Source organism: Streptomyces sp. MRC013, from assembly GCF_023614235.1.
GTDB lineage: Bacteria > Actinomycetota > Actinomycetes > Streptomycetales > Streptomycetaceae > Streptomyces.
Window position 1 is genome coordinate 4,738,456 of the sequence record NZ_CP094264.1, and the last position, 25,440, is coordinate 4,763,895.

At 71.7% G+C, this 25,440-nt stretch carries 9 protein-coding genes, 2 rRNA genes and 5 pseudogenes; 11 read left to right on the forward strand and 5 right to left on the reverse strand.

All coding sequences use genetic code 11. The annotated features are described in order from the left end of the window. The first annotated feature begins 13 nt into the window (after positions 1-13). Both LUW75_RS21575 and LUW75_RS21580 read left to right on the forward strand, forming a co-directional pair. Complete coding sequence (locus LUW75_RS21575) at positions 14-916, forward strand: hypothetical protein (protein WP_250337086.1); 903 nt, start codon at positions 14-16, stop codon at positions 914-916. Positions 917-985: 69 nt separating this feature from the next. Then, on the forward strand, positions 986-5,674 hold the full coding sequence (locus LUW75_RS21580) for a hypothetical protein (RefSeq protein WP_250337087.1): 4,689 nt from the start codon (positions 986-988) through the stop codon (positions 5,672-5,674). 15 nt (positions 5,675-5,689) lie between these two features. On the opposite strand, the gene LUW75_RS21585 is transcribed toward LUW75_RS21580, so the two are convergent. Further along, the gene (locus LUW75_RS21585; RefSeq protein WP_250337088.1) at positions 5,690-6,190 is read right to left on the reverse strand and encodes a hypothetical protein; all 501 of its coding nucleotides are present in this window, start codon (positions 6,188-6,190) and stop codon (positions 5,690-5,692) included. Between the two features lie 371 nt (positions 6,191-6,561). On the opposite strand from LUW75_RS21585, the pseudogene LUW75_RS21590 reads away from it, so the two are divergent. The 4 genes and pseudogenes from LUW75_RS21590 to LUW75_RS21605 form a co-directional block, all read left to right on the forward strand. Further along, positions 6,562-8,376, forward strand: a pseudogene (locus LUW75_RS21590) (sensor histidine kinase); the annotation flags it as partial. Positions 8,377-9,121: 745 nt separating this feature from the next. Beyond that, positions 9,122-9,550 (forward strand): roadblock/LC7 domain-containing protein, encoded by a 429-nt coding sequence (locus tag LUW75_RS21595; protein WP_250337089.1) that lies wholly within the window; start codon positions 9,122-9,124, stop codon positions 9,548-9,550. Positions 9,551-9,693: 143 nt separating this feature from the next. Continuing rightward, positions 9,694-9,987 (forward strand): annotated as a pseudogene (locus tag LUW75_RS21600) (DUF742 domain-containing protein); the annotation flags it as partial. Beyond that, positions 9,968-10,575 (forward strand): annotated as a pseudogene (locus LUW75_RS21605) (GTP-binding protein). The pseudogenes LUW75_RS21600 and LUW75_RS21605, both read left to right, overlap by 20 nt. Here the strand turns inward: LUW75_RS21605 and LUW75_RS21610 are convergent. After that, a complete protein-coding gene (locus LUW75_RS21610; RefSeq protein ID WP_250337090.1) occupies positions 10,541-11,380 on the reverse strand; it encodes a M15 family metallopeptidase in 840 nt (279 codons plus the stop codon). The pseudogene LUW75_RS21605 and the gene LUW75_RS21610 sit on opposite strands and share 35 nt — an antisense overlap. 45 nt (positions 11,381-11,425) lie before the next feature. Between LUW75_RS21610 and LUW75_RS21615 the strand changes: the two genes are divergently transcribed. After that, positions 11,426-11,944, forward strand: coding sequence for an NUDIX domain-containing protein (locus LUW75_RS21615; RefSeq protein WP_349816448.1), 519 nt, complete (start codon positions 11,426-11,428; stop codon positions 11,942-11,944). Here LUW75_RS21615 and LUW75_RS21620 read toward each other — a convergent pair. Further along, positions 11,941-14,308 (reverse strand): annotated as a pseudogene (locus tag LUW75_RS21620) (glycoside hydrolase family 31 protein). The gene LUW75_RS21615 and the pseudogene LUW75_RS21620 overlap by 4 nt on opposite strands. A 214-nt stretch (positions 14,309-14,522) precedes the next feature. On the opposite strand from LUW75_RS21620, the gene LUW75_RS21625 reads away from it, so the two are divergent. Both LUW75_RS21625 and LUW75_RS21630 read left to right on the forward strand, forming a co-directional pair. Beyond that, positions 14,523-16,535: an acetoacetate--CoA ligase gene (locus LUW75_RS21625; RefSeq protein ID WP_250337091.1), complete on the forward strand. Its 2,013-nt coding sequence runs from the start codon at positions 14,523-14,525 to the stop codon at positions 16,533-16,535. Between the two features lie 76 nt (positions 16,536-16,611). Then, a complete protein-coding gene (locus tag LUW75_RS21630) occupies positions 16,612-17,505 on the forward strand; it encodes a hypothetical protein (protein ID WP_250337092.1) in 894 nt (297 codons plus the stop codon). 63 nt (positions 17,506-17,568) lie between these two features. On the opposite strand, the pseudogene ptsP reads toward LUW75_RS21630, so the two are convergent. Together ptsP and LUW75_RS21640 are read right to left on the reverse strand one after the other, a co-directional pair. Next, positions 17,569-19,238: pseudogene (gene ptsP, locus LUW75_RS21635) on the reverse strand (phosphoenolpyruvate--protein phosphotransferase). Positions 19,239-19,327: 89 nt separating this feature from the next. After that, complete coding sequence (locus tag LUW75_RS21640; protein ID WP_250337093.1) at positions 19,328-19,777, reverse strand: PTS sugar transporter subunit IIA; 450 nt, start codon at positions 19,775-19,777, stop codon at positions 19,328-19,330. A gap of 651 nt (positions 19,778-20,428) precedes the next feature. Here LUW75_RS21640 and LUW75_RS21645 point away from each other — a divergent pair. Both LUW75_RS21645 and LUW75_RS21650 read left to right on the forward strand, forming a co-directional pair. Further along, positions 20,429-21,956: ribosomal RNA gene (locus LUW75_RS21645) — 16S ribosomal RNA — on the forward strand. A 308-nt stretch (positions 21,957-22,264) separates the two neighbouring features. Then, positions 22,265-25,381, forward strand: a 23S ribosomal RNA gene (locus tag LUW75_RS21650). Together the 16S and 23S rRNA genes form the textbook arrangement of a ribosomal RNA operon. Positions 25,382-25,440 lie beyond the last annotated feature (59 nt).

Here is a 25,440-nt window from a genome sequence, read left to right on the forward strand (position 1 = left end):
AGGAGCACCAGCCGTGAGCGACCACCACGCCGAGCACGCCGGCGCGTGGAGCGATCCCGAAGCCGGGCGGGTCCCCGAGCCCGCCCCCTCCGGGGGCGTCACCCCCGCCGACGCGGCCGACGCCGCCCGGCTCGTCTCCTTCGGCCTGCAGCCCAAGCTGCTCCCCGCCCGCGACGCCGAGTACGCCGAACTGCTCCGCCGCTACCGCGACGACCCGGCCTTCGCGCGGCTCGCCGACGCCGTCGCCACCGGCCTCGGCCTCGTCGTCCTGGAGGTCTCCCCCCGCGCGGGCATGGCCGTCACCGCGGGCGAGGACTCCGTCTTCGCCGTCCGCATGGGCGACTACGCGCGCCGCGCCTCCGCCGACTCCGCCGACCGCTTCCTGCACGGCCTCGCCCACCTGGCGATCGCCGCCCTGGCCTTCCCCCGCCCCGAGGACCTCGCCGACGACGGCTACGTCGGCCGCGTCACCGTCAACGGCGTCGACGCCTTCGTACGGCACGCCTGCCGGCGCCTGGAGGAACGCGCCGAGAAGGAGGGCGAGAACACCGACCCCGCCTCCGACGCCCCCGGACTCGAAGCCGCCTGGCGCGTCTACGCACGCCGCAGCGCCACCGGCGCCACCAAGGACGCCCGCCGTCTCGCCGGCTCCACCACCGGCGTCATCGGCAAGGCCGTCACCTTCCTCACCGACTCCGGTTTCCTCCAGCGCACCGGCGACGAAGCGGGGGGCACGTACCGCACGACCGCCCGCTACCAGCTCCAGGTCCGCGACATGGCCGGCGGCGCCGCCATGGCCGAGCTCCTCGCATTGGGCGTCGTCCCCGTCACGGACGGCTCCGCCACGCTCCTGCCCCCGCCGGACGGCGACGACCCGGAGCTCGCCGCCGACGCGGGCCTCCCGTTCCACGGCTGACCGCGCGGCCCGCCACCGGGCACCCGACCACCGCACCCTCCGAACCACCACCGACGAGAGTCCGCCGCCATGTACGAGCTGTCCCGGGTCCGTCTCTACTCCATCGGACCCGCCGGTGCGCGCTACGCCGACACCGTTCTGGACCTGCGCGGGGTGGGCGCGCCCGTGCCCCGCCCCGCCCCCGCCCAGGCGGAGTTCTTCGAGGACGAGCCGGCCGGCCCGCCGCGCCGCCCCGCCCCCGCGGGCGTGCTGTTCCTGGAGAACGGAGGCGGCAAGTCCGTCCTCCTCAAGCTCATCTTCTCGGTGATGCTCCCCGGGCACCGCAACACCCTCGGCGGCGCCAGCTCCGGCGTGCTCCGCAAGTTCCTCCTCGCCGACGACTGCGGACACGTCGCCCTGGAGTGGCAGCACACCCTCACCGGCGAACTCGTCGTCGTCGGCAAGGTCAGCGAGTGGCGCGGCCGCCAGGTGTCCAACGACCCCCGCAAGTTCGCCGAGGCCTGGTACTCCTTCCGCCCCGGCCCCGGCCTCGGCCTCGACAACCTCCCCGTCGCCGAGACCGCCTCCGTCCGCCCGCCGGGCGAGGGAGCCTCCGGCGCCCGGGGCCGCCGCCGCACCATGAAGGGCTTCCGCGACGCCCTCACCGAGGCCGGCCGGGCCTACCCGCACCTGGAGGTGTACTGGGAGGAGGTCCACGACCGCTGGAACGAGCACCTCGGCGACCTCGGCCTCGACCCGGAGCTCTTCCGCTACCAGCGCGAGATGAACGCCGACGAGGGCGAGGCCGCCGGCCTCTTCGCGGTCAAGAAGGACTCCGACTTCACCGACCTCCTCCTGCGCGCCGTCACCGACACCCGCGACACCGACGGCCTCGCCGACCTCGTCAGCGGCTTCGGCGACAAACTCGGCCACCGCGCCGAACTCACCGCCGAACGCGACTTCACCGCCGGCTCCGTCGACCTCCTCGGCCGCATCGTCGAGGCCACCGCCGCCCGCGCCCGCGCCCGCGACGTCCACGCCGCCGCCGAGCGACGCACCCGCGGCCTCGCCCACCGCCTCTCCGCCCGCGCGGCCGAGGAGCGCGGCCGCGCCGCCGAACTGGCCGAGCGGGTCACCGCCGCCGCCGACACCGTCACCGAGGCCGAACGGGCCCGCGCCCTCGCCTCCCTCGTCGCCGCCGAACTCGCCTACCGGCACGCCTCCCTAGCCCTCGCCGCCGCCGAGAAGGACGCCGCCGCCCAGCGCCGCGAGCTGTCCGACGCCCGCACCCTCCACGCGGCCTGGCAGGCCGCCGAGGCCGTCCTGCGGCACCGTGCCGCTGCCGACCGCTCCGCGCGCGTGGCCGCCGCCATCCGCGAGGCGGAACGGGACGCCGCCCCCGCCCTCGCGGCCCGCGCCGAGGCCGCCGCCGCCCTCGTACGGGCCCTCCACGCCGCCGCCGAGGACGGCGAACGCCACGCCGAGCAGGAGGAAAGCCGCTCCACCGCCCTCCAGGAGACCGCGGAGGCCGCGCACCGCGACGCCACCACCGCCGCCACCGAGGCCCAGCGCGCCCGCAGCGAGGCCGGCCACCTGCGCCAGCGCCTCGCCGAGGTCGAGCAGGAGACCGCCGAGGCGGTACGGGCCGGATGGCTCGACGACACGGCCCCGGACGCCGACCCCGCGCGCGCCGCCCTCGCCGCCGGCGACGCCGAGAAGACCGCCGTCGCCGCCTGGGACACCGCCCGCGAAGCCGCCCGCCGCGCCGCCGAACGGGCCCGCGAGGCCGCCGCCGACGAGTCCCGCGCCGAACTGGCCGCCGCCCGCGCCGCCGACGCGGCCGAGGCCGCCGAGAACGCCCACCGGGCGGAGCGGCGCGCCGCCGAGTCCCTCGCCGCCGACGAGCGCCTCGCCGAACTCCTCGGCCTCCCCGCCGCCCGGGAGACCCCCCGCCTCCCCCGGCAGAGCACCGGCGCGGACGCCCCGGCGCCCGGCGACGCCGCACCGCCCGGCACCGCCCCGGGCACGCCGGCCGCCGAGGACCTCGACCGGTACGCCGACGAACTGCGCGAACTCCTCGACCGGCACATCGCCTCCGCCGAGCGCAAGCTGTTCGACCTGCGCACGGCCGCCGCCGACGACGCCCGCATCCTGGGCGCCCTCGGCGACGGCGGACTCCTGCCGCCCGGCCCCGACGTCCTCGCCACCGTCGAGTTCCTCGGCGAGCACGGCGTCCCCGCCCTGCCCGGCTGGCGCTACCTCGCCCAGTCCGTCGACCCGGCCGACCACGCGGCGGTCCTCGCCGCCCGCCCCGAGCTGGTCGACGGCGTCGTCGTCACCGACCCCCGGTCGTACGCCCGCGCCCGTGCGGCCCTGGCCGGCGCCGCCCTCCTCCCGCGCTCCGCCGTCGCCGTCGGCACCGCCGCCGCGCTCCTCGCCCCCGTGCCCCGCGCCGGGGACGACGGCGAGGTGTTCCTCGTCCCGCCGAACCCGGCCATGCACGACGAGCACGCCGCCGACGAGGAGCGCCGGGCCCTGCGCGCCCGTGCCGCCGCCCGCGACGAGGAGATCCGCGCCCTCGCCGCCCGCCTCGCCGGCGACCGGTCGCTGGCCGCCCGCATCGGCTCCTGGCGCGCCGACTGCCCGCCCGGCATGCTCGCCGAACTCGCGGAGGCCGCCGCCACCGCGCGCGAGGCCGCCGAAGCCGCCCGGGCCGCCCTCGCCGAGGCCCGCACCGCCCGCGCCGAGGCCGACGAGGCCGCCGCCGAGACCGCCCGCGTGCGCGACGAGCGCCAGGAGGCCGCCCAGCGCGCCCGCCGGACCGCCGACGCCCTCTCCGGCCTCGCCTTCCGGCTGCGCGAACGGGCCGGCTGGCAGGCCCGCCTCCGGGAACTCGCCGACGAGGCCGAGGAGGCCGAGGCCAGGGCAGAGGCGTGCCTGGAGCGAGCCCGCGCCGCCGACGAGGACCGCCGCGCCGCCCAGCGGGCCGCCGACGACGCCCACCGCACCGCCCGCGCCCTGCGCGCCGAACGCGCCGAGATCGCCGGAGCCCCGGAGAACCTCCCCGAGGAGAGCCCGGACGGCACCGCCCTCCTCGACGGCGGCGTCCCCCGCCCCTCCCTGCCCGCCCTGCGCGAGGCGTACCGGGCCGCGTCACAGCTGTACGAGAAGGTGGGCGTCGGAGCCGACCTCCGTGCCGAGCAGGCCCGGGCCGAGAGCGACGAGGGCGCCGCCCTCGCCGAACTGGACCGCCTCACCAACAGGGTCCGCACCCGCGCCGCCCAGCTCCTCGACAGCCCACAGGGCGCCGACGGCCCGTCCCGCCAGGCCGCCGCGGCCCGCGCCGAGGCACTCGTCCAACTGCTGGAGTCCCGGGCGTCCGAGGCCAGCGAGAAGCTGGGCCGGCTGCGCGGCGAGGCCGAACGGCTCGCCCCCGCGGACGGCGACGTCCACACCGAACTGCCCGGGGAGACGGTCCCCGCCGACGCCGGGCAGGCCCAGGCCCTGCTGCGCACGGCCACCGGCGGCCTCGCCGCCCGTACCGACGAGCTGGAGACGGCCCGCGCCACCCACGCGCACCTCCTGCGGGCGCACGGCGCCGCCGAGGACGCCGCGGGCGCCTTCGACGAGCTGGCCGCGCTCCTGCGCGACCTGCTGCGCGACCAGGCCGACGACGAACCGCAGGAGCCGCAGCCCTACGCCGACTCCCTGGAGGCGGCCCGCCGCGCCGCCGCCGAGGCCCGGCGCTCCCTGCGCGGCTGCGCCTCCGACCTGTCCGCCGCCGAGACCGCCGTACGGGAGGCGTGCGACGTCCTGGTACGGCACGCCAACTCCACCCGCTACGAGCAGGTGCGCACCCCGGCCCGGCAGCAGATCCGCGAGCTGCCGGCGTCCGCGCTGCCGGAGCACGCCGCCAGGTGGGCCGAGGCGTTCGCGCCCCGTCTACGCGTTCTCACCGACGAACTGGCCCAGCTGGAACGCAACCGCGACTCGATCGTCGACCGTCTGCGCGGCCTCGTCGAGTCGGCGCTGACGACGCTCCGCTCGGCCCAGCGGCTCTCCCGCCTCCCCGAGGGGCTCGGCGAGTGGTCCGGCCAGGAGTTCCTCCGCATCCGCTTCGAGGAGCCGGACCAGGCGACGCTCGCCGAACGCCTGGGCGAGGTGGTCGACGAGGCGACCCGCGCCGCGGTCAGGAAGAACTCCGACCTGCGGCGCGACGGCATGTCCCTGCTGCTGCGCGGCGTCCACGCCGCCCTCCGGCCCAAGGGCGTGGCCGTCGAGATCCTCAAGCCGGACGCGGTGCTGCGCGCCGAGCGCGTCCCGGTCGGCCAGATGGGCGACGTGTTCTCCGGCGGTCAGCTGCTCACCGCGGCCATCGCCCTGTACTGCACGATGGCCGCGCTCCGCAGCAACGACCGGGGCCGCGACCGGCACCGCCACGCCGGCACGCTCTTCCTCGACAACCCCATCGGCCGCGCCAACGCCACCTACCTGCTGGAGCTCCAGCGCGCCGTCTCCGACGCGCTCGGGGTCCAGCTGCTGTACACCACGGGCCTGTTCGACACGACGGCGCTCGCGGAGTTCCCGCTGGTGATCCGGTTGCGCAACGACGCGGACCTGAGAGCCGGCCTGAAGTACATCAGCGTCGAGGAGCACCTGAGGCCCGGCCTGCCCCAGCCGGTGCAGGAGGGGGAGCCGGCGGTGCACGGGGAGATCACGGCGACCCGCATGTTCAAACGGGGCGCGGCCCCGGCGCCCCGGCATCAGGACGCCGGCTGAGCGCCGCCCCGGCCGTCACGCCCGGGACAGCTCCCCCCGGCCCGACCGCGGGGCGCCCGCGCCCCGGTACCCCGCCGCGCCTCGCGCCGCCACCCGCGGCGCGTCCGCGGCCTCCCCGGACGAGGCCGCCGCCGACCGCCCCGCGGTCCGCTCCCGCCGTTTCCGTATGCGCGCGGCCTCCCGGGCGGCCCGCCGGGCCGTGCGCCGCTCCCGCCGCAGCTGCCGCGCGGTGCTGCTCGGCTCGGACACCACCCCGTACCGCTGCTTCCAGACCTGCCGCGTCACCCACACGTCGAGCACCGACCAGGTCGCCACCACCGTGCTGCCGACACCGCTCAGCACCAGGGGGAAGGCCGACCAGACCCCCGCGAGCGTGAACAGGTACGCCGCGACCGCCTGGATGAGCGTCAGCGCGACGATCAGTCCGGCCCGCACCGCCGCCGCGCGCACCGGATCGGGCAGTCTGCGCCGTCCGGCCGGTTCCTCCACCCACAGCTCGCGCCGCCCCGTGCCCATCCGCCGTCCCTCCCCGCCGCTCGACCGACACCGGGGCGACTGCCCGTTCCGGGCGGATCCACGCCGAGAGTCCTCGTCGCCCCGTACGAGTAGACGCGACACCGTGCGAGAAGATTCCCGGAAGGGACAGTTCCAGCCATCCGGCGTAGCGCGGGAAACGACACCTCCCTACGTGTCCTCCGCTACATCCCGGCTCGCCAACTCCCTTGATACCGGGACAAGACATGATCAAAAGTATGTGTGACGGCTGAAAAACGACTAGGTGAACCTTCAGGTCGTCCCGACGACAGTAGTAGGCTCACGCCGTTTGTTGATGAGTTGATGTGTGCACCTCGCGCCGCGCCGGGCGGCCGGGCGAGCTGGGGGAGGCCATGGGCTTTCGCGGGAAGTCGATCCGCAGGAAGATCGTGGCGCTGCTGCTCGTCCCGCTCCTGTCCCTCACCGGCCTCTGGGGGTTCGCGACCTTCGTCACCGGCCGCCAGGCCGGCCACCTCCTCGAGACCAGCCAGGTCATAGAGAAGATCGGGTACCCCCTGGCGGAGACCGCCCGACTCATCCAGCGGGAACGCCGCCAGAGTCTCCTCTACCTGGCGGACCCGCGCACCGCCGACGTCCTCGACTCACTGCGCCGCGACCGCGCGGCCACCGACCGCGCCGTCGCCTCCGTCCGGGCCCGCGCCCGCGACCCGCGCACCGCCGACGCCGTGCACGGCGCCGCGGCCCGGCAGCTCGCCTCCCTCCTGGAGGCGTTCGACGGACTCGCGGCGCTGCGCCAGTCCGTCGACGCCAGGACCGTGGACCGGCTCCAGGCCCTGAGGTTCTACAACCGGCTCGTCGACCCCTGCTACAGCTTCTTCATCCACCTCCACGTCACCGACGACGTCGAACTGGAGAGGCAGGGGCGCGCCCTCGTCGGCCTGGGCCGCGCGCACGAGATGCTCGCCCGGGAGGACGCCCTCGTCGCCTCCTCCCTCGTCGGCGAGCGCCTCACCACCGAGGAGGTCCGGATCGTCTCCGACCTCGCCGTCCGCCGCCGGCAGTTCTACGAGCTCAGCTTCGAAGCGCTGCCCCGCTCCGAACGCGACATCTACCAGCGCTACTGGAGCAGCCCCGAGACGCAGTCACTGCGCCACGCCGAGGAGGCCGTCATCGCCGCCGGGCCGGTCGACGGCCCGCGCGCCGTGGACGCCGCCCGCTGGGAGGGGGCCGCGAACACCGTCCTCGACGGCCTCGACGCCGAGAACCGGCTGGCGGGGGACCGCTACCAGGACCGCGTCGAGCCCGCCGCCTACGAAGTGCTCCTCCTGGCCGGCATCTCCGGAGTCCTCGGCTTCATCGCCGTCCTGTGCTCCCTCGTCGTCTCCGTGCGCATCGGCCGCGGCCTCATCCGCGACCTGAGCCGGCTCCGCAAGGAGGCCCAGGAGGTCTCCGGCACCCGGCTCCCCAGCGTGATGCGCCGCCTCGCCGCCGGCGAACACGTCGACGTCGAGACCGAAGTCCCCAGGCTGGAGTACGACAAGGACGAGATCGGCCAGGTCGGCAAGGCGCTCAACACCCTCCAGCGCGCCGCCGTCGAAGCCGCCGTCAAGCAGGCCGACATGCGCCGCGGAGTCTCCGAGGTCTTCGTCAACCTCGCCCGCCGCAACCAGGTCCTCCTCCACCGCCAGCTCACCCTCCTCGACACGATGGAGCGGCGCACCGAGGACGCCGAGGAACTGGCCGATCTCTTCCGCCTCGACCACCTCACCACCCGTATGCGCCGCCACGCCGAAGGCCTGGTGATCCTCTCCGGGGCCGCCCCCTCCCGGCAGTGGCGCAAGCCCGTGCAGCTCATGGACGTGGTCCGGGCGGCGGTCGCGGAGGTCGAGGACTACGAGCGCATCGAGGTGCGCCGCCTGCCGCGCATCGGCGTCGCCGGACCCGCCGTCGCGGACCTGACCCACCTCATCGCCGAACTCCTGGAGAACGCCACGGCCTTCTCGCCGCCCCACACCGCGGCCCAGGTACACGGCGAGCGCGTCACCAACGGCTTCACCCTGGAGATCCACGACCGGGGCCTCGGCATGTCGCCGGAGGACCTCTTCGACGCGAACCTCCGCCTCGCCGAGACCCCCGAGTTCGAGCTGTCCGACACCGACCGGCTCGGCCTCTTCGTCGTCAGCCGCCTCGCCCGGCGGCAGAACGTCCGGGTCTCGCTCCAGCCCTCCCCGTACGGCGGCACGACCGCCGTCGTGTTCATCCCGGCCGCGCTGCTCACCGACGCCCCCGAGACGCAGGGCGCCGGCTTCCGGCTGGACCGGAAGTCCCCCGGCCGCGGTGCCGAGGCCCCCGCCCGGCGCGGCACGCCCACCCAGGTCTCCTCCGTCCTCGACGGCCCGGTCGAACTCGAGGGCCCGCTCGACCTCCTCGGGGGCCTGGGCGACGGCCTCGGCCGCGAGGACGACGAGGACGGCGCGCCCGTCGGCCTCTTCCGCCCCCGCCCGCCCCTGCGCCCCGCCGGCCTCCCCGTCCGCGAGCCGCACGACCGGCAGGACGAGCACGCCGGGCGCGGACGGGCGGCCGACGGACACCTCGCACGCCCGGTCCCGCTGCCCCGCCGCAAGCCGGCCCTCGTCGCCCGCCACGGCCGCCTCGTCGACGAGCCCGATCCGGCCGCCGACGCCCGCGGCACGGCACCGGGTGCTCCCGCCCCGGTGTCCGGAGAGGCCGCCCCGCCCCCGGGGGTCTTCCCCGCCGTGTGCGGCAGGCGAGCCTCGTCCCCCAGCTCAGGGAGGAGGCCGACCGGTCCGCCGCCCCGGCCGGCCCCGCAGGCCCGCGGGACGCGGAGCGCGACGCCGAGCAGGTACGCGACCGCATGGCGGCGATGCAGCGGGGCTGGCAGCGCGCCCGCAGTGAGACAGCACCAGGAACCACACCGGAGGGGGACGGTCGATGACCGCACCGAACGCCGCAGCATCCAACTCAACCGGCGAGCTCAACTGGCTCCTCGACGAACTGGTCGAGCGGGTGGGGTCGATCCGCAAGGCCCTGGTCCTCTCCAGCGACGGCCTGCCGACGGGCGGCTCGAAGGACCTCAGCCGCGAGGACGGCGAACACCTCGCGGCCGTCGCGTCCGGCTTCCACAGCCTCGCCAAGGGCGTGGGCCGCCACTTCGACGCGGGCAGGGTCCGCCAGACCGTCGTCGAACTGGACGACGCCTTCCTCTTCGTGACCGCCGCCGGCGACGGCAGCTGCCTCGCGGTCCTCGCGGACTCCGACTCCGACGTGGGCCTCGTCGCCTACGAGATGACGCTGATGGTCAAGCGCGTCGGCGCCCACCTGGCGACCGCCCCCCGGGCCGGTCTGACCACCGGCAGGTGAGGGGGGATGCGGTGAGCGAGGCAGCCGCCAGGCAGGTGCGGCGCGGGCGCCGCGCCGGCGAGGTGCCCCACTGGTTCGACGACGAGGCGGGACCGGTGGTGCGGCCGTACGCCGTGACCCGCGGGCGCACCGCCAGCCCCACCCGCCAGCGACTCGACCTGATCGCGGTGGTCGTGCCCGAGCCCGCAGCCGACGACCCGGGCCGCGACCAGACGCTCTCCCCGGAGCACGTGGAGATCGTCGAGCGCTGCAGCGAGTTCCCCCGGTCGATCGCCGAGCTCGCCGCCGGGATGGACCTGCCCGTGGGCGTGGTCCGCGTCCTGGTCGGCGACCTCGTCGAGGAGGAACTCGTCCACGTGACCCGTCCCGTTCCGCCGGCCGAGCTGCCGGACGAGAGCATTCTGCGTGAGGTGATCAATGGTCTTCGGGCGCTCTAGCCGCAAGGATCCGCCACCGGTCGAGCCGGTGGCGCTGAAGATCCTGGTCGCGGGCGGGTTCGGGGTGGGCAAGACCACGCTCGTCGGGGCGGTGAGCGAGATCCGGCCGCTGCGCACCGAGGAGGCCCTGACCGAGGCGAGCCGGCCGGTCGACGACCTGTCCGGCGTCGAGTCCAAGTCCACGACGACCGTCGCCATGGACTTCGGCCGGATCACCCTCCGCGAGGACCTGGTGCTGTACCTGTTCGGCACGCCCGGCCAGGACCGCTTCTGGTTCCTGTGGGACGAGCTCGCGCAGGGCGCCCTCGGTGCGGTGGTGCTGGTCGACACCCGCCGCCTGGAGGACTCCTTCGCGTGCATCGACTACTTCGAGCGCCGCCGCATACCGTTCGCGGTCGCCGTCAACCGCTTCGAGGGGATCGACGCCCACCCCCCGAGGCGGTGCGGGCCGCCCTGGACCTCGACGCGGGGGTACCGCTGCTGACGATCGACGCGCGGCTGCGCGAGCCCGTCAAGGAGGCGCTGATCGCGGTCGTCCGGCACGCGATGACGTTCACCGGGACGACCCCGGAACCGGCCGCCACCTGAGGCCCTCGACGGGGAAGTCGAAGTACGTGCCGGGGAACTCCTCCGGCCCGTACGTGAAGTGCCACCATTCCTGGGGAAGGTTCACGAACCCCTCCGCCGCGAGCACCCCCCGCAGCAGGTCCCGGTTGGCGCGTGCCGCTCCCCGCACCCGCGGGTCGTCCGTGTGCGACAGCGTGTCGAAGCAGTCGAAGCCGGTCCCCATGTCCACCGAGTTGTCCGGGAACCGCTCCTCCCGCGGCGCCGCGCAGTCCACCAGCGGCTCACCCGGTACGTAGGGCCGCGTCGACGCCGCCGGCAGCCGCACCAGCGTCACGTCGACCGTCGACCCGCGGCTGTGCCCGGACCGCCCGGCGACGTACCCGTCCGCGAGGAGCCGCGACTTGTCCACCCGCGGGTGGAACTCGGCCCGCATCCGCTCGTCCGCCGGGTCCCCCGCCCACCGGACGAAGTGGTCGACGGCCCGCTGCGGCCGGTAGCAGTCGTACACCTTCAACGAGTGGCCCCGCCGCAGCAGCCGCGCCTGCGCCCGGTGCAGCGCCCGCGCCGCCGAACGGGTCAGCAGGCACACCGGCTCGCGGTAGCCGTCCACCGGTCCGCCCACGAAGGTGTGCTCCGTCGCGTACCGCATCTCCTGCAGGATCGTCGGGTCCACCGCCCGCAGCTCCGTGAATTCCCGAGGCACCGGAGGTCCCGCACGCACCGGGGAGGCAGGCGCCGCCCCCGCGGGGAGGGCGGGGGAGAGCACCAGGGCCCCCGCGGCGAGAGCGGCGGCCGCCTTCCGCACACCGGCGTCACGTCCTGTCACGAGGACCGTCTACCAGCCGCTGCGCCGATCGGTACAGTGCGGCCCGTGCAGAACACCCGTTGCGCCCAGTGCGGCACCCCCTTCGCCGACCCCGCCGCCCCCTGGCCCCGCACCTGCCCCGCCTGTGCGACGACCGCCTACCGCAACCCCCTCCCCGTCGCGGTCGCCCTCCTTCCCGTCGCGGGCCCGCGGGGCACCGGCCTGCTGGTCGTCACCCGCGCCGTCGAACCCGAACGGGGCGGCACCGCCCTCCCCGGAGGCTTCATCGACCACGCCGAGGACTGGCGGGAGGCCGTCGTCCGGGAACTCCGCGAGGAGACCGGTGCCGAGGCGTCCGCCCACGACGTGCGCCTGGCCGACGCCATGAGCTCACCCGGCGGCCACCTCCTCCTCTTCGGCCTCCTGCCCGAACGCCCCGCGAGCTCCCTGCCACCCTCCGCCCCCACCGCCGAGACCACCGGCCACCACGTCCTGTACGCCCCGGACCGCCTCGCCTTCCCCCTGCACACCGAGGCGGCCCGCAAGTGGTTCGCCGGCGCCTACGGCCGGCCCCGTACGGACTAGCGGCACCCGTCCAGGCCGCGCACCCGTATCCCCTCCGGCCCGACCGCCACGGCGCCTTCATCCGTCACCCGCTCCACCCGCACCTCGTCCCCCTCCCACCGCGACACGTACCGCTCCAGCTCCACCCGCTCCCACCCGTCACCCACGTCCCGCACGGTGAGACCGCCGCCCGAACGACCCGGCGCCGGCGCCCACACCTCCAGCGCGACCGCCCCGCCCTCCCCCCGCACCGGCACCACCGCGCCCGCCCGCACCAGCACCGGCACCCGCGACAGCGGCGCCTCCACCACAACCTGCCCCGGCCCCTCGTACACCCGCTCCGTCACCGCGTCGTACCAGCGGCCCCGCGGCAGCCGCACCGCCCGCCGCTCTACGCCCGGCTCCAGCACCGGCGCCACCAGCAGCGCGTCCCCCAGCAGGAACGCGTCCCCGCAGTCCCGCAGGGGCCGGTCCTCCGGCGCCGTCCACCACAGCGGCCGCACGTAGGGCGCCCCCGTCAACCGGGCCAGCCGCGCCAGCGTCACGAAGTACGGACGCAGCCGCTCCCGCTCCTCCAGCGCCCGCGCGCGCACTCCAGCACCTCCGGTCCGAACTCCCACGGCTCGCGCCGCCCCGCGTCGACCGCCGCGTGCGTGCGGAACAGCGGCAGCCACGCCCCCAGCTGGAACCACCGCAGGTACAGCTCCGGCGAGGGACGCCCACCGGAACCGCCCACGTCGGACCCGGAGTACGGCACCCCGCACAACCCGAGACCCAGCACCAGTGACAGCGACGCCCGCAGCCCCGGCCAGCCCGTCGCCACGCCCCCCGACCACGCCCCGCCGTACCGCTGCATCCCCGCCCACCCCGACCGGGAGAGCAGGAACGGCCGCTCCTCCGGTCGCAGCCGCGCCAACCCCTCGTACCCGGCACGCGCCATCGCCAGCCCGTACGCGTTGTGCGCCTCCCGGTGGTCACCGCCCCGGCCCTCCAGGGCGTGCCGCGACGACCGGGGCAGCGTCATCTCGCCGACCGGGGCGAACGACACCGGTTCGTCCATCTCGTGCCACACCCCCCGAGAAGCCCTGCGCCAGCCGCTCCCCGTACAGCCCGCCCCACCACTCCCGCACCGCGGGGTCCGTGAAGTCCGGGTACGCGCACGCGCCCGGCCACCCCGCCCCCGCACCACCCGTCCGCGCGGGTCCCGCACGAACGCGCCCCGCGCCCCCACGCGCGCTCCCCCTCGTACACCGTCCCGCCCGGCTCCGCCTTCACCGCCGGGCCCACGGCCGACACCAGCCGCACCCCCCGCTCCCGCAGCTCCGCCGCCAGACCCGGCAGATCCGGGAACCGCTTCCGGTCCACCGTGAACACCCGGTATCCGTCGTGGTGGCCGGCGCCCAGGTGCAGCGCCGACAGCGGCAGCCCCCGCTCCCGGTGGCCGTCCACCGCCCGCCGCACCTCCTCGGCGCCCCCGACCCCCACCGGGCGTGCTGCGGCCCCAGCGCCCACGCCGGCGGCACCGCGGGCGCTCCCGTCAACTGCGCCCAGCCGTGCGCTATCCGCGCCGGGGACCCCACCACCACCCAGCAGCGCAACGGCCCCCCGCTCATCCGCACCTCGCTCAGCCCCGGGCGGTCGTGGCCCGAACCCGCGCCCTCCTCGCCCTCCCGCAACGACACCCGCCCGTCCCACGTGCTGTCGTAGAACGCCAGATGGGCCCCCGCGTCCGCCACCACCCACTGCACCGGCATGGTGACGCCCAGCGGATCGGCCCCCGGCCCGAAGACCCCCGCGGAGCGGTGTTCCACAGCCTGTACGTCCCGTCCGGCAGCCGCGGTCCCGCCGACCGCCCCCCGAGCCCGAAGAACCGCGCGTCCGCCGGCACCTCCGATCGCTGCACCCACCGGGCCCCGCCCCCGTCCACCGGCTCCCACCACCGGGGCGGCAGGTCCCGCCGCAGCACCACCCCGCCCGGTGTGCGCACCTCCACCGCCCCGTTGCGCGACACCGAGACCGTCACCCGCTCGGCCACGACCCGCCAGCCGCCCTCCGTGTCCGGTTCCAGCACCACGCGCGCGTCCGGCTCCGGCACCTCGCCCGCCAGCGCGTACGACGGATACGGCTCCGCCCCGTCCCACCCCCAGAACACCGCGGCCCCACCCGTCACGCACACCCGCAACTCGGACCGGGCGAACCGCACGACCCCCCGCCCGGCAGCGGTTCCACCCCCACCACCCGGCCCGGTACCCGGGCCCGCTCCGGACCCCGCGGAGGCAGCCCCGCCGCGTCCGCCCTCCGGTGCCGCCACACCGACCGGAGGGCCCGCGGACCCCGCACCCTGCCGAACACCCACATCGAACGCACCAGCTCACGACCGTACATGTCGATCACCCTGCCACCCGCCGAGACGCGTGCGTGAGGCGTTCAACCACCGTTCACCTGGAGTGATGCCACATGTTCAACCAACCGTCCAGGGGAGGGGGGAGCTGGTGCGAAACACGCTCCCGTGGCATCGTCCCTGTCAGCCGCGTCGCGCGCACACCCAGCCCGTGCGCGGGACACACGCAGATCCGCGTACAGCCAGGGAGCACACTCCATGACATCGACGTCAGCGACAGCGCACTCCGAGCCGCCCGAGCCGCTCTGGCAGCCGGACCGGGACCGCATCGCCTCCGCCGCGGTCACCCGCTTCCAGGCATGGGCGGCGGAGCGCCACGGAGCCCCCGCCGACGGCGGGTACCCGGCACTCCACCGCTGGTCCGTCGACCACCTCGACACCTTCTGGCAGGCCGTCACCGAGTGGTTCGACGTCCGCTTCGGCACCCCCTGCGCGCGCGTGCTGGGCGACCGCGTCATGCCCGGCGCCCAGTGGTTCCCGGGGGCCACCGTCAACTACGCCGAGCACGCCCTGCGCGCCGCCGACGACCGCCCCGACGCACCCGCTCTGCTCCACGTCGACGAGACCCACGAGCCGACGCCCGTCACCTGGGCCGACCTCCGCCGCCAGGTCGCCGCCCTCGCCGCCGAGCTCCGCGCCCTCGGCGTACGCCCCGGCGACCGCGTCAGCGGCTACCTGCCCAACGTCCCGCAGGCCGTCACCGCCCTCCTCGCCACCGCCGCCGTCGGCGGCGTCTGGACCTCCTGCGCCCCCGACTTCGGCGCCCGCAGCGTCCTCGACCGCTTCCAGCAGGTCGAACCCGTCGTCCTGTTCACCGTCGACGGCTACCGCTACGGCGGCAAGGAACACGACCGCCGCGACACCGTCGCCGAGCTCCGCCGCGAGCTGCCCACGCTCCGCGCGGTCGTCCACATCCCCCTCCTCGGCACCGAGGCACCCGGGGGCGCCCTGGAGTGGGACGCCCTCACCTCGGGCACCGCCGCCCCCCGGTACGAGCAGGTCCCCTTCGACCACCCGCTGTGGATCCTCTACTCCTCCGGTACCACCGGCCTGCCGAAGGCCATCGTCCAGTCCCAGGGCGGCATCCTCCTCGAACACTTCAAGCAGCTGGGCCTCCACTGCGACCTCGGCCCCGACGACGTGTTCTTCTGGTACACCTCCACCGGCTGGATGATGTGGAACTTCCTCGTCTCCGGCCTCCTCACCGGCACCACCGTCGTCCTCTACGACGGCAGCCCCGGCCACCCCTCCGTCGACGCCCAGTGGCGCGTCGCCGAACGCACCGGGGCCACCCTCTACGGCACCTCCGCCGCCTACGTCATGGCCTGCCGCAAGGCCGGCGTCCACCCCTCCCGCGACCACGACCTGTCCCGGATCAAGTGCGTGGCCACCACCGGTTCCCCCCTCCCGCCCGACGGCTTCCGCTGGCTCCACGACGAGTTCGCCGAGAACGGCGCCGACCTGTGGATCGCCTCCGTCAGCGGCGGCACCGACGTGTGCAGTTGCTTCGCCGGAGCCGTCCCCACCCTCCCCGTCCACATCGGCGAACTCCAGGCCCCCTGCCTCGGCACCGACCTCCAGGCATGGGACCCCCGGGGCGAGCCCCTCGTCGGCGAGGTCGGCGAACTCGTCGTCACCAACCCCATGCCGTCCATGCCGATCCACTTCTGGAACGACCCCGACGGCAGCCGCTACCACGACAGCTACTTCGACGTGTACCCCGGCGTCTGGCGCCACGGCGACTGGATCACCCTCACCGACCGCGGTTCCGTCGTCATCCACGGCCGCTCCGACTCCACCCTCAACCGCCAGGGCGTCCGCATGGGCAGCGCCGACATCTACGAAGCCGTCGAACGCCTTCCCGAGATCAGGGAATCCCTCGTCATCGGCGTGGAGGAACCCGACGGCGGCTACTGGATGCCCCTCTTCGTCCACCTCGCCGCCGGCGCCGTCCTCGACGAGGCCCTGACCGACCGGATCAAGCGGACCATCCGCGCGGAACTCTCACCCCGCCACGTCCCCGACGAGATCGTCGCGGTCCCCGGCGTCCCCCACACCCTCACCGGCAAGCGCATCGAGGTCCCCGTCAAACGCCTCTTCCAGGGCACCCCCCTCGACAAGGCGGTCAACCCCGGCTCCGTCGACGACCTCGACCTCCTCCGCTTCTACGAGGACCTCGCCCGCCGACGCGTCCCATCCCCCGCGAACTGACCGAGCCACCACCGCTGTCAGTCCCCCTGATTACTCTGTGTGAGCATCGGGCGACATTCGATCACCAGGGGGACCGATGGCACACACGACCGGCACCACAGCCCTGCGGCACGCGCTGCGCCGCGAAGCCCCGGCCACACTCGGCATCCTCGCCGACGCGCAGGACTTCGCGGCCATGCGCCGGTACCGCACCTTCACCTTCGACGACCACCCCGCCTACCTCCGCGAGGCCGAGCGCCTCCTCAAGACCCTGGCCGCCGACGGCACCCACACCACCGTCACCCTCTTCGACCCCGAGGAGTACGCCGCCTACTGCGCCCAGACCGGCCTCGACCCCGACACCCGCGCCAGCCGCACCCGGTACACCGCCGAGATCGCCGCCAGCGGCGTCCGCGTCGCCTACACCGGACAACCCGTCGACGAGCTCGTGCCCCTCCTCGTCAAAGCCGCCGTGCGCCACGCCACCCGCGAGTACGCCGCCCTTCTCCTCGACGACGCCGGCCAGTGCGCCGACTGCGGTCGGGACATCGGCCGCGCCGCCTTCGAGCAGGCGTCCCGCGCCGTCCTGCGCATCCTCGACGGGGCGGGACCCGGAGCCCACCAGCTCGTCTGCAGCGTCCCCGCCGCCGACGAACAACTCCTGGCCGTCCTGCGCACCGACCGCACGGCCCCCGAGCCCGCCCGCCTCGACTCCGCCGAGGGCACGGAGTTCCTCACCGTCCTCGCCGCCGGCCTCGCACGCGCCACCCCCGGCGGACTCGTCCTGCGCACCAGCGCCCCCGGGACCCCCGATCGCCTCCACGGCTGGCGCCTCGACCACGGCCGCCTCGTCCCCCTCACCGAGGCCGAGGTCTTCAACGCCTACTGCACCGACGCCGACACCGGCGAGCCCCTCCCGCCCGAGCCGGGCGTCGAGTACCGCGCGGGCTTCGACCTCGCCCCCGACGACGGCCGCCCCGACCACCACTGACCGGGGACAGGGGAAGGGGCCTCCCCGACCGCGGGAAGGCCCCTCATCCCCGGCAGCCCGGTCTCACTCCCCGGAGAGCACCGCCTGCGCGGCGACCCGCGCCTCCTCCGCCGAGTCGGCCGCGCGCGCCGCGGCCGCCGCCCGCTCGCACTGCGCGAGCGTGTACCTCGCCAGCGTCGCCCGCACACGGGGGATCGACGCCGCACCCATCGACAGGGAGGTGACCTCCAGGCCCGTCAACACGCACGCCAGCAGCGGGTCGGACGCGGCCTCACCGCACACGCCGCACCCCTTGCCCTCGGCACGCGCCGCCTCGGCGGCCGCCGCGACCAGGTCCAGCAGCGCCGGCTGCCACGGATCCTGGAACCGCGACACCGCGCCCACCTGCCGGTCCGCCGCGAACGCGTACTGCGTGAGGTCGTTCGTGCCCAGCGACAGGAAGTCGACCTCCCGCAGGATCGACCGCGCCCGCAGCGCCGCCGACGGGATCTCGACCATCACACCGGGCGCGGCACGCAGCCCCGCCTCGCGGCACGCCTCCGCGAACGCCCTCGCGTCCGCCCGGTCCGCCACCATCGGCGCCATGACCTCCAGGTGCACCGGCAGTCCCTCGGCGGCCTTCGCCAGCGCGGCCAACTGCGTCCGCAGCACCTCCGGACGGCCCAGCAGCGCCCGCAGCCCCCGCACACCGAGCGCCGGGTTCGGCTCGTCCGACGGCGCCAGGAACGCCAGCGGCTTGTCCGCACCCGCGTCCAGCACCCGTACGACGACCCGACCCCCGGAAACGCCTCCAGCACCTTGCGGTACTCCTCGACCTGCCTCCCTTCCGACGGCGCCCGCTCGCCGTCCTCCAGGAACAGGAACTCCGTGCGGAACAGCCCGACGCCCTCGGCTCCCGCCTCCACCGCCGCCGGCACGTCCGCCGGCCCGCCGATGTTCGCCAGCAGCGGCACCCCGTGCCCGTCCGCCGTGGCACCGGGACCGGTCGACGCCGTCAGGGCGGCCCTGTGCTCCCGCGCCGTCCGCTCCATCCCGGCCCGCCTCTCGTCGCCGGGCTCGACGAAGACCTCACCCGTACCGCCGTCCACGGCGACCACGGTGCCCTCCGCCAGCTCGCACGCCCCCGGCAGCGCCACCACCGCCGGCACGCCGAGCGCCCGCGCCAGGATCGCGCTGTGGCTGGTCGGTCCGCCCTCCTCGGTCACGAACCCGAGCACCAGCGACGGATCCAGCAGCGCCGTGTCCGCCGGCGCCAGGTCCCGCGCGATCAGCACGTACGGCTCGTCGCTGTCCGGCACCCCCGGCATCGGCACGCCCAGCAACCGCGCCACGATCCGGTTCCGCACGTCGTCGAGGTCGGCGACCCGGCCCGCCAGGTACTCCCCGGCACCCGCCAGCAGCGCCCGGTACGCGGCGAACGCGTCGTACACGGCCCGCTCGGCGGTCGAACCCACGGCGATGCGCCGCTCCACGTCGGCGGCCAGCTCGGGGTCCTGCGCCATCATGGCCTGCGCTTCCAGTACGTGCTGGGCCTCGCCTCCGGCCAGGTTGCCCCGGGCCGCCAGGTCGGCCGCCACCGCCTCGAGGGCCTGACGGGCACGTCCCCGCTCCCGTTCCGCCTCCTCGGCGGGGATCCGCCTGGCCGGCGGTTCCAGTACCGCCGTACCCATGTGCCGTACCTCGCCGATCGCCACACCGTGGCTCACACCGACGCCGCGCAGCGTGGTCTCCATCTTCACCCGTCTCCGATCGTGCCGCGGCCGCGGCCGCGGCCGTCGCCTGAGGAACGTCCCGTTACCGCCGCCGCGTGGACGGCGTGCTGTCACCGCCAGACGAAGAGCGTCTCGCCGGTCTTCAGGTCGCCGTCCTCGCGCAGTCCGTCGAGCGCGCTCCGGGCGGCGTCCAGTGCGACGACCGGGCAGATCGGGGACTTGCCGGCCTCCTCCACGGCGGCCGGGTTCCAGCGGACGATCCCCTGGCCGCGCGTGACGGTGTCGCCCTTCCCCACGAGGAGCTCGAAGCCTTCCCCGTTGAGCTGGACGGTGTCGATGCCGAGGTGAGTGAGCACTCCGCGCCCCTCGCCGTCGACGACGACGAAGGCGTGCGGGTGGAGGGAGACCACGACCCCGTCGACGGGCGAGACGGCCGTCGACGGCTTGCGCACCGGGTCGATGGCGGTGCCCGGTCCGACCATCGCCCCGGAGAACACGGGATCGGGTACGGCGGCGAGTCCGACGGCACGTCCGGCGAGGGGCGACGTCACGGTGGTCATGCGGGACCTCCCAGAGGATGGGGACTGAGTACGATCGTTACTATCCGTAGTGAAAAGTATGCTCTTCAGAGCGTATGTCACGGAGAGTTCCGGTTCCGCGCGGGAGGCCCCAGCTGACGGGCGCGGGGACGCGGGGTGATTTGCCTTGACTCATGGGCAGGAGTACTGTCGTAGGCCTGCCTGACGCCCGGCGTGACGAAGCCGAGGTGTGGCAGCGGCGCCGTCAGGGCGAGATTCTAACTGGTCTATACCGCTATTGACCCACACTTCTGTGTGCAAGTCGATGAAGGCGTGGTCAGGGGATCGGGAAATCCTTGATAGAGTCGGAATCGCCGGAAAGGGAAACGCGAAAGCGGGGAACGGTCCGGTGGCCCGCTCCAGCGGGTGGCGGAGACGGTAAACGGATCTGCTAGGCTGGAGAAACCAAAGGGAAGCGCCCGGAGGAAAGCCCGAGAGGGTGAGTACGAGGGAAGCGTTCGTTCCTTGAGAACTCAACAGCGTGCCAAAAGTCAACGCCAGATATGTTGATAACCCCGTCTCTGTGAGACGTGGTTCCTTTGAAGAACACAGCGAGGATGCTGTGGATCGGGAGGATCATTCCTTCTTCCGGTCCCGCTCAACGCGGGTGTTTGCCCGGATGACCGGGAAGCATTCACGGAGAGTTTGATCCTGGCTCAGGACGAACGCTGGCGGCGTGCTTAACACATGCAAGTCGAACGATGAACCCGCTTCGGTGGGGGATTAGTGGCGAACGGGTGAGTAACACGTGGGCAATCTGCCCTGCACTCTGGGACAAGCCCTGGAAACGGGGTCTAATACCGGATACGACCGCTTCGGGCATCCGATGGTGGTGGAAAGCTCCGGCGGTGCAGGATGAGCCCGCGGCCTATCAGCTTGTTGGTGAGGTAACGGCTCACCAAGGCGACGACGGGTAGCCGGCCTGAGAGGGCGACCGGCCACACTGGGACTGAGACACGGCCCAGACTCCTACGGGAGGCAGCAGTGGGGAATATTGCACAATGGGCGCAAGCCTGATGCAGCGACGCCGCGTGAGGGATGACGGCCTTCGGGTTGTAAACCTCTTTCAGCAGGGAAGAAGCGCAAGTGACGGTACCTGCAGAAGAAGCGCCGGCTAACTACGTGCCAGCAGCCGCGGTAATACGTAGGGCGCAAGCGTTGTCCGGAATTATTGGGCGTAAAGAGCTCGTAGGCGGCTTGTCGCGTCGGATGTGAAAGCCCGGGGCTTAACTCCGGGTCTGCATTCGATACGGGCAGGCTAGAGTTCGGTAGGGGAGATCGGAATTCCTGGTGTAGCGGTGAAATGCGCAGATATCAGGAGGAACACCGGTGGCGAAGGCGGATCTCTGGGCCGATACTGACGCTGAGGAGCGAAAGCGTGGGGAGCGAACAGGATTAGATACCCTGGTAGTCCACGCCGTAAACGTTGGGAACTAGGTGTGGGCGACATTCCACGTCGTCCGTGCCGCAGCTAACGCATTAAGTTCCCCGCCTGGGGAGTACGGCCGCAAGGCTAAAACTCAAAGGAATTGACGGGGGCCCGCACAAGCGGCGGAGCATGTGGCTTAATTCGACGCAACGCGAAGAACCTTACCAAGGCTTGACATACATCGGAAACATCCAGAGATGGGTGCCCCCTTGTGGTCGGTGTACAGGTGGTGCATGGCTGTCGTCAGCTCGTGTCGTGAGATGTTGGGTTAAGTCCCGCAACGAGCGCAACCCTTGTCCCGTGTTGCCAGCAGGCCCTTGTGGTGCTGGGGACTCACGGGAGACCGCCGGGGTCAACTCGGAGGAAGGTGGGGACGACGTCAAGTCATCATGCCCCTTATGTCTTGGGCTGCACACGTGCTACAATGGCCGGTACAAAGAGCTGCGATACCGTGAGGTGGAGCGAATCTCAAAAAGCCGGTCTCAGTTCGGATTGGGGTCTGCAACTCGACCCCATGAAGTCGGAGTCGCTAGTAATCGCAGATCAGCATTGCTGCGGTGAATACGTTCCCGGGCCTTGTACACACCGCCCGTCACGTCACGAAAGTCGGTAACACCCGAAGCCGGTGGCCCAACCCCTTGTGGGAGGGAGCTGTCGAAGGTGGGACTGGCGATTGGGACGAAGTCGTAACAAGGTAGCCGTACCGGAAGGTGCGGCTGGATCACCTCCTTTCTAAGGAGCACTTCTTACCAGGCCGTCTGGTCTGGTCAGAGGCCAGTACATCGGCGAACGTCCGGTGCTGGTGGCTCATGGGTGGAACGTTGACTATTCGGCACACTCGGGATCTTCCTTTGTTAGTACTGCTTCGGCGTGGAACACGGGGAGGGGCCGGGGGTGTTGGGCGCGCTGTTGGGTGTCTGAGGGTGCGAGTGTTTGCTTGCCCTTCTGCGATGCCGGTCCCAGTGAACTCCAGGTGTGGCTTGGGGGTGGTGGGTGGCTGGTCGTTGCTTGAGAACTGCACAGTGGACGCGAGCATCTGTGGCCAAGTTTTTAAGGGCGCACGGTGGATGCCTTGGCACCAGGAACCGATGAAGGACGTGGGAGGCCGCGATAGGCCCCGGGGAGCTGTCAACCGAGCTGTGATCCGGGGGTGTCCGAATGGGGAAACCCGGCAGTCGTCATGGGCTGTCACCCGCTGCTGAACACATAGGCAGTGTGGAGGGAACGAGGGGAAGTGAAACATCTCAGTACCCTCAGGAAGAGAAAACAACCGTGATTCCGGGAGTAGTGGCGAGCGAAACCGGATGAGGCTAAACCGTATACGTGTGAGACCCGGCAGGGGTTGCGTGTGCGGGGTTGTGGGATCTCTTTTTCATGGTCTGCCGGCTGTGAGACGAGTGAGAAACCGTATGGGTAGGCGAAGGACATGCGAAAGGTCCGGCGTAGAGGGTAAGACCCCCGTAGCTGAAATTCATGCGGCTCGTTGGAGAGACACCCAAGTAGCACGGGGCCCGAGAAATCCCGTGTGAATCTGGCGGGACCACCCGCTAAGCCTAAATATTCCCTGGTGACCGATAGCGGATAGTACCGTGAGGGAATGGTGAAAAGTACCGCGGGAGCGGAGTGAAATAGTACCTGAAACCGTGTGCCTACAAGCCGTGGGAGCGTCGGGGTTTTCGGACCCTCGTGACTGCGTGCCTTTTGAAGAATGAGCCTGCGAGTTTGCGGTGTGTTGCGAGGTTAACCCGTGTGGGGAAGCCGTAGCGAAAGCGAGTCCGAATAGGGCGGTGTAGTAGCGCGCTCAAGACCCGAAGCGGAGTGATCTAGCCATGGGCAGGTTGAAGCGGAGGTAAGACTTCGTGGAGGACCGAACCCACCAGGGTTGAAAACCTGGGGGATGACCTGTGGTTAGGGGTGAAAGGCCAATCAAACTCCGTGATAGCTGGTTCTCCCCGAAATGCATTTAGGTGCAGCGTCGTGTGTTTCTTGCCGGAGGTAGAGCACTGGATAGGCGATGGGCCCTACCGGGTTACTGACCTTAGCCAAACTCCGAATGCCGGTAAGTGAGAGCGCGGCAGTGAGACTGTGGGGGATAAGCTCCATGGTCGAGAGGGAAACAGCCCAGAGCATCGACTAAGGCCCCTAAGCGTACGCTAAGTGGGAAAGGATGTGGAGTCGCAGAGACAACCAGGAGGTTGGCTTAGAAGCAGCCATCCTTGAAAGAGTGCGTAATAGCTCACTGGTCAAGTGATTCCGCGCCGACAATGTAGCGGGGCTCAAGCGTACCGCCGAAGTCGTGTCATTGCAGTACATACTCCTAACGGGGACTGTGATGGGTAGGGGAGCGTCGTGTGCCGGGTGAAGCAGCCGTGGAAGCGAGTTGTGGACGGTTCACGAGTGAGAATGCAGGCATGAGTAGCGATACACACGTGGGAAACGTGTGCGCCGATTGACTAAGGGTTCCTGGGTCAAGCTGATCTGCCCAGGGTAAGTCGGGACCTAAGGCGAGGCCGACAGGCGTAGTCGATGGACAACCGGTTGATATTCCGGTACCCGCTTTGAAGCGTCAGCGCTGAACCCAGCGATGCTAAGCCCGTGAAACCGCCGTGTGCGTCTTCGGACAAGTGCGGAGTGGTGGAGCCGGTGGCCCAGACTGGTAGTAGGTGAGTGATGGGGTGACGCAGGAAGGTAGTCCAGCCCGGGCGGTGGTTGTCCCGGGGTAAGGGTGTAGGCCGTGTGGTAGGTAAATCCGTCGCACGTGAAGGCTGAGACCTGATGCCGAGCCGATTGTGGCGAAGTGGATGATCCTATGCTGTCGAGAAAAGCCTCTAGCGAGTTTCATGGCGGCCCGTACCCTAAACCGACTCAGGTGGTCAGGTAGAGAATACCGAGGCGTTCGGGTGAACTATGGTTAAGGAACTCGGCAAAATGCCCCCGTAACTTCGGGAGAAGGGGGGCCATGTCTGGTGATGAGTCTTGCACTCGGAGCTGGGTGTGGCCGCAGAGACCAGCGAGAAGCGACTGTTTACTAAAAACACAGGTCCGTGCGAAGCCGTAAGGCGATGTATACGGACTGACGCCTGCCCGGTGCTGGAACGTTAAGGGGACCGGTTAGCTCCATTTCGGTGGGGCGAAGCTGAGAACTTAAGCGCCAGTAAACGGCGGTGGTAACTATAACCATCCTAAGGTAGCGAAATTCCTTGTCGGGTAAGTTCCGACCTGCACGAATGGCGTAACGACTTCTCGACTGTCTCAACCATAGGCCCGGTGAAATTGCACTACGAGTAAAGATGCTCGTTTCGCGCAGCAGGACGGAAAGACCCCGGGACCTTTACTACAGTTTGATATTGGTGTTCGGTTCGGCTTGTGTAGGATAGGTGGGAGACTGTGAAGCTTCAACGCCAGTTGGGGTGGAGTCGTCGTTGAAATACCACTCTGGTCGTGCTGGATGTCTAACCTGGGTCCGTGATCCGGATCAGGGACAGTGTCTGATGGGTAGTTTAACTGGGGCGGTTGCCTCCTAAAGGGTAACGGAGGCGCCCAAAGGTTCCCTCAGCCTGGTTGGTAATCAGGTGTTGAGTGTAAGTGCACAAGGGAGCTTGACTGTGAGACCGACGGGTCGAGCAGGGACGAAAGTCGGGACTAGTGATCCGGCGGTGGCTTGTGGAAGCGCCGTCGCTCAACGGATAAAAGGTACCCCGGGGATAACAGGCTGATCTTCCCCAAGAGTCCATATCGACGGGATGGTTTGGCACCTCGATGTCGGCTCGTCGCATCCTGGGGCTGGAGTCGGTCCCAAGGGTTGGGCTGTTCGCCCATTAAAGCGGTACGCGAGCTGGGTTTAGAACGTCGTGAGACAGTTCGGTCCCTATCCGCTGTGCGCGTAGGAATATTGAGAAGGGCTGTCCCTAGTACGAGAGGACCGGGACGGACGAACCTCTGGTGTGCCAGTTGTTCTGCCAAGGGCATGGCTGGTTGGCTACGTTCGGGAGGGATAACCGCTGAAAGCATCTAAGCGGGAAGCCTGCTTCGAGATGAGTGTTCCCGCCTCCTTGAGAGGGTAAGGCTCCCAGTAGACGACTGGGTTGATAGGCCGGATATGGAAGCCCAGTGATGGGTGGAGTTGACCGGTACTAATAGGCCGAGGGCTTGTCCTCAGTTGCTCGCGTCCACTGTGTTGTTCTGAAGGAACGACCTCCCGGTGTGCCGGTGGAGT

Excerpts from the sequence above, each read along its gene's own strand:
- LUW75_RS21580 (WP_250337087.1), top strand. The coding sequence starts at position 986 with ATGTACGAGCTGTCCCGGGTCCGTCTCTACTCCATCGGACCCGCCGGT.
- LUW75_RS21585 (WP_250337088.1), bottom strand. The coding sequence starts at position 6,190 with ATGGGCACGGGGCGGCGCGAGCTGTGGGTGGAGGAACCGGCCGGACGG.
- LUW75_RS21595 (WP_250337089.1), top strand. The coding sequence starts at position 9,122 with ATGACCGCACCGAACGCCGCAGCATCCAACTCAACCGGCGAGCTCAAC.
- LUW75_RS21625 (WP_250337091.1), top strand. The coding sequence starts at position 14,523 with ATGACATCGACGTCAGCGACAGCGCACTCCGAGCCGCCCGAGCCGCTC.
- LUW75_RS21630 (WP_250337092.1), top strand. The coding sequence starts at position 16,612 with ATGGCACACACGACCGGCACCACAGCCCTGCGGCACGCGCTGCGCCGC.
- LUW75_RS21640 (WP_250337093.1), bottom strand. The coding sequence starts at position 19,777 with ATGACCACCGTGACGTCGCCCCTCGCCGGACGTGCCGTCGGACTCGCC.